The following is a 4,071-nucleotide window of genomic DNA, read 5'->3' on the forward strand; positions in this document are numbered from 1 at the left end:
ATAACAACTACAGCATAAGTGAAGGTTGGAAAGCTTACCAAATTAACGTAGGAAATTACTTCACAGGCAACTTTAACTACCTCACTCTAGTGAATGACCACGATGTACTAAATCCTAATGCTGACAGTCAGTTCCGTAATCTGAAAATCTATGAGAACACCAACAACGTCAGCGTTAACATCAACGGTCAAACCAACGACCACCTGATTTCTCCCTACGACCCTCAACAAGATTTGAATGGGGAATTCACCATTTCCGATGATCAAACTCAATTAGACCTATTCGGTAACACCTGGAAAAAACTAGACATAAACAATTACACCATTACCAAAGACACTATCCTAGAATTTCAATTCCGAAGCACTAGCGCCGGAGAAATTCATGCCATTGGCTTTGACACAGATAATGTAATTAGCCCACTCACAACATTCAAACTCAGTGGTACTCAAAATTGGGGATTACAAAACTATAACAACTACAGCATAAGTGAAGGTTGGAAAGCTTACCAAATTAACGTAGGAAATTACTTCACAGGCAACTTTAACTACCTCACTCTAGTGAATGACCACGATGTACTAAATCCTAATGCTGACAGTCAGTTCCGTAATATCCAACTTTATGAAGACAGAATTTGGGGGTTTAATTCCCCTGTGGGTGTTAACCAACTAGGTTGAATCATCGGTAAACTATCTTGAGTACCCTGGGCTAACACCTTGGGGATGACCTCTTGATAAATGGGGTTAGCTACCTTTAACCCACCCTCTTTACTGCGAATTACTAAACCTAAATCTAACAGATAACGGCGATCGTCTTCCGGTGTGTTGGGTAATTCTTCCCCAGATAAAATAGGTTCTATGATTGCTTTTACCCTATCTTCTCGCAGTCGCTCGGCTAAACTATCTAGATGGGTGTCTTGTCTTTGAATTAAGATATCTTTAGCTTGATTGATTAAATCTACAGTGATGGGAATATTTACATCTTCTGCTAAATACTCTGTAACTTGACGGGCGATCGCATTAACTAACCAAGGTTGACCCTGGGTTAAATAGTAGGCGTGGTTAATGGCTGCGGGGGTAAAGATTTGCCCTGTGGCTGCGGTGTGTTGTTCATATAGATTCTTTACATCTTCTAAAGTAAAATTACTTAAGGTTATAGACTCTACCTTGATATTAAAAGGGCTAGAGGTATTTAACCTATCACTACCGCCAGAGGCTACCTTATAATCACGTACATCCCGCATCCCGATTAAGGCTACACATTGGGGGAAACCTTGGGGCGACGGGGGAAACCATTGAGGGTTAACGGGTCTGGGTTTAAGAGCTACGACCACCGGGAGCCAGGGGTTAGAAACCCCTGTCTGATAGCTAAGTGTTAATTTCAACATTATCACTACAGCGCTGGTGCGATCGCCCACGGATAACACCTACTGTGGACACTGGGTAAAATATCCGCGATTTCTGAGAAAACTTTGGATATGAAGGGCGATCGCCTTGATTGGATGTGAATACGATTTATCTTCTCAAATATCTATAGATAGATGACATAATTACCCCAATAGTATCACTGATTTGGCAATATAAAGCCTTTGCTGGCGATAAGGCAAATATATTATATACCCCTGGCTGACTTCTCTAATAAGTTCGGTATTCTAGTATTGTCTCTACTCAAAACTATTTACTTTAACTCCCCAGGCTGGATTCGAACCAGCGACCAATCGATTAACAGTCGATCGCTCTACCGCTGAGCTACTGAGGAACGCTCACAAGTAATTATCTTAAACCCAACATATAGAATTTGGCAAGTGTTTTACCAAACTTTTTTTTGTAGATATTTAATTATGATCACATTACAGCCCAAACCCTTGCTAGTAAAGGGTTATCGCCTTTTAGATTCCAGTGGCTACTATAACCCCATTCTCAATTGAGCTAGTCGCTGGCGTGCTTTGGCATCAATGGAGTTGGCTAAAAACCGACTTTTGGGTTGCTTGGGTTTTTGATATTTATGTCGCATCCGAGAAATTGTACTTTGCACATCACTACAAAGCTGTTGTGCTGACAACAATTCAGCCCCATAGCCCTGAACTATCAACTGTTGGGCGCGGTCAGATGTGGCCACAATTACCCGATTAATCAGAGACTGCGCTTTTTGCTCCCTTAGAGATGCACAGGATTTTTCAATATAAGTGTCTGCGGTTTGTCCAAACTCAGTGTAATGAACTGATAACAGTTCCGTAATCATTTCTTGATTAGTAGGAGCTTTATGATGTTGGGCATCAAAAATTATTTGAGTGTTATAACCTAGAAACGAGCTGTAACTAGTCATTACTTCGACTAGTTCCCAGCGTGCAGCCTCTAGTCCTGAACGATCACGGGTTTTTTTCAGGCAAGGCCAAGCGCCAATTATATTGTAGCCGTCTACTAACAAGACAGCGGGTAGTAAGGAACGATGCATGGTATTTAATCACAGTTATCTAGAGTTAACAAAATTCATTCATAAATTTCATGGTAATTGAAATATTACTTGTAACTCTATGTTACAAACCATTAAAAAATTGCATCAGATGATAGGATTTCACTGCAAAAGGCTTGGCCAAACAGAAACGCGCCGGATCAAGGCGCGTCTCAATTGTTAGTAACTATTCAGAAAAAGGCATGGGAGCAAATGGGTATTTAAATTGATCCATTATCCATTGTCATCAACCTTTGCTTCAGACGCTGAGGATCACCTTGATCTATTAAACAGCCATTTTCTAGTAGAAAAGCACCGTCACAGTAGTTCAACTCATCTAGGCGATGAGTTACCCACAGAGCCGTCATTCCCCGACTTTTGACTAAACGACTCACACTAGCCACTAACTCTAATTGGCTATCTGGGTCTAAGAGGGCTGTCGGTTCATCTAAGAGTAAGATTTCACAACGCCGCGCGATCGCGCCGGCGATCGCCACTCGTTGTTTTTGTCCTCCGCTCAAAGCATAAATAGGGCGTAGTTGTAGGGTAGACAAATTCACCGACTTCAACGCCTCCTCAACCCTTGTCCTCACCGTCGCAGGGGGTAACTTTTCTTCTACCAGTCCAAAAGCCACATCAGCACCCACAGTTGGCATTACCAATTGATGATCAGGATTTTGAAACACAAAGCCAACGGGTTCTAGAACCTTAATCTCACCGGACTGAGGAGCCAATAGCCCCGCCAGTAGTCGGAGTAATGTAGATTTACCGCTGCCATTTGTACCCAAAAGCATCCAAAATTCACCTATAGGTACTTCCAGAGAACAAGATTGGATTGCCTTCGCGCCATTAGGCCAACTAAAATTTAAATTCTTGACCTCAATGCCAAATTCTGACATTTTCATACCCTAGTTATTCAGAAGCAGTGAGGGCAAAAAAGCCCGGTGGTCTACCACTGCTAGTAGTTGTACCATCTTTTTGAACAATCTGGATACCAGAAATTTCACTGGTACGGACAGCAATTTTCTTTTCTGTCTTACCCTCACATTTAAGTTCCACAATGTCAGGGTTACCAGAGCGCATAGCGGCCAAAATTAGCTGATAGATAGCTTCAGCATCCTCTTGTGTCTTACGTTGTACAGATATGGGGAAGGCTGTATTTCTGATGCTTAGGTCAATGGTAAACATTTAGGATTAGTCCAACGTAACTGTAGGACTCATTTTAGCGTTAGCACATGGGGAATAGGGAATGGGGAATTAGTCGCTGTGGTCAACCCTCAACCCTCTGAGGGCTTTTTTAGAAAAAAATAAAATTTAATCAAGAATTAACTAGAAAAAGTCATCATTTGCACTTATAATTATGAGAGTCAGTAAAAATTTGTAAACTAGATTGACAATCTGGTAAACTATCTGCATACAGATGGCTGTGAAAAGCTGATCTATAAGCAGACCTGTACTTATAAACATTTGGAGATTCGTTCTAATGACCATCGCAGTTGGACGTGCCCCCAGTACAAGAGGGTGGTTTGACGCCTTAGACGACTGGTTAAAGCGCGATCGCTTCGTATTCGTAGGCTGGTCAGGGATATTATTATTCCCCTGCGCTTACCTAGCACTAGGCGG

The 4,071-nt window shown here is 41.9% G+C and carries 4 protein-coding genes, 1 tRNA gene and 2 pseudogenes; 2 read left to right on the top strand and 5 right to left on the bottom strand.

What is annotated here, in order from left to right; all coding sequences use genetic code 11:
* Nucleotides 1–674: hypothetical protein (locus NWP21_RS02550; RefSeq protein ID WP_280791489.1), on the top strand; the 674-nt coding region annotated here is incomplete at its 5' end.
* Here the strand turns inward: NWP21_RS02550 and NWP21_RS02555 are convergent.
* The 5 genes and pseudogenes from NWP21_RS02555 to NWP21_RS02575 all read right to left on the bottom strand — a co-directional run.
* Nucleotides 635–1,288: pseudogene (locus NWP21_RS02555) on the bottom strand (ATP-binding protein); the annotation flags it as partial. The gene NWP21_RS02550 and the pseudogene NWP21_RS02555 overlap by 40 nt on opposite strands.
* A 395-nt stretch (nt 1,289–1,683) precedes the next feature.
* A tRNA-Asn gene (locus NWP21_RS02560) sits at nt 1,684–1,755 on the bottom strand.
* Nucleotides 1,756–1,902: 147 nt separating this feature from the next.
* Nucleotides 1,903–2,451, bottom strand: coding sequence for an NYN domain-containing protein (locus NWP21_RS02565; RefSeq protein ID WP_271730458.1), 549 nt, complete (start codon nt 2,449–2,451; stop codon nt 1,903–1,905).
* A gap of 218 nt (nt 2,452–2,669) precedes the next feature.
* Nucleotides 2,670–3,347, bottom strand: coding sequence for an ABC transporter ATP-binding protein (locus tag NWP21_RS02570; protein WP_280791490.1), 678 nt, complete (start codon nt 3,345–3,347; stop codon nt 2,670–2,672).
* Between the two features lie 13 nt (nt 3,348–3,360).
* The gene (locus tag NWP21_RS02575; protein WP_280791491.1) at nt 3,361–3,636 is read right to left on the bottom strand and encodes a hypothetical protein; all 276 of its coding nucleotides are present in this window, start codon (nt 3,634–3,636) and stop codon (nt 3,361–3,363) included.
* 295 nt (nt 3,637–3,931) lie between these two features.
* Here NWP21_RS02575 and NWP21_RS02580 point away from each other — a divergent pair.
* Nucleotides 3,932–4,071: pseudogene (locus NWP21_RS02580) on the top strand (photosystem II D2 protein (photosystem q(a) protein)); the annotation flags it as partial.

The organism is Anabaenopsis sp. FSS-46 (assembly GCF_029891665.1).
GTDB classification, from domain to species: domain Bacteria; phylum Cyanobacteriota; class Cyanobacteriia; order Cyanobacteriales; family Nostocaceae; genus Anabaenopsis; species Anabaenopsis arnoldii.

Coding starts and splice junctions, on each gene's coding strand:
- NWP21_RS02565 (WP_271730458.1), bottom strand. CDS start 2,451: ATGCATCGTTCCTTACTACCCGCTGTCTTGTTAGTAGACGGCTACAAT.
- NWP21_RS02575 (WP_280791491.1), bottom strand. CDS start 3,636: ATGTTTACCATTGACCTAAGCATCAGAAATACAGCCTTCCCCATATCT.
- NWP21_RS02570 (WP_280791490.1), bottom strand. CDS start 3,347: ATGTCAGAATTTGGCATTGAGGTCAAGAATTTAAATTTTAGTTGGCCT.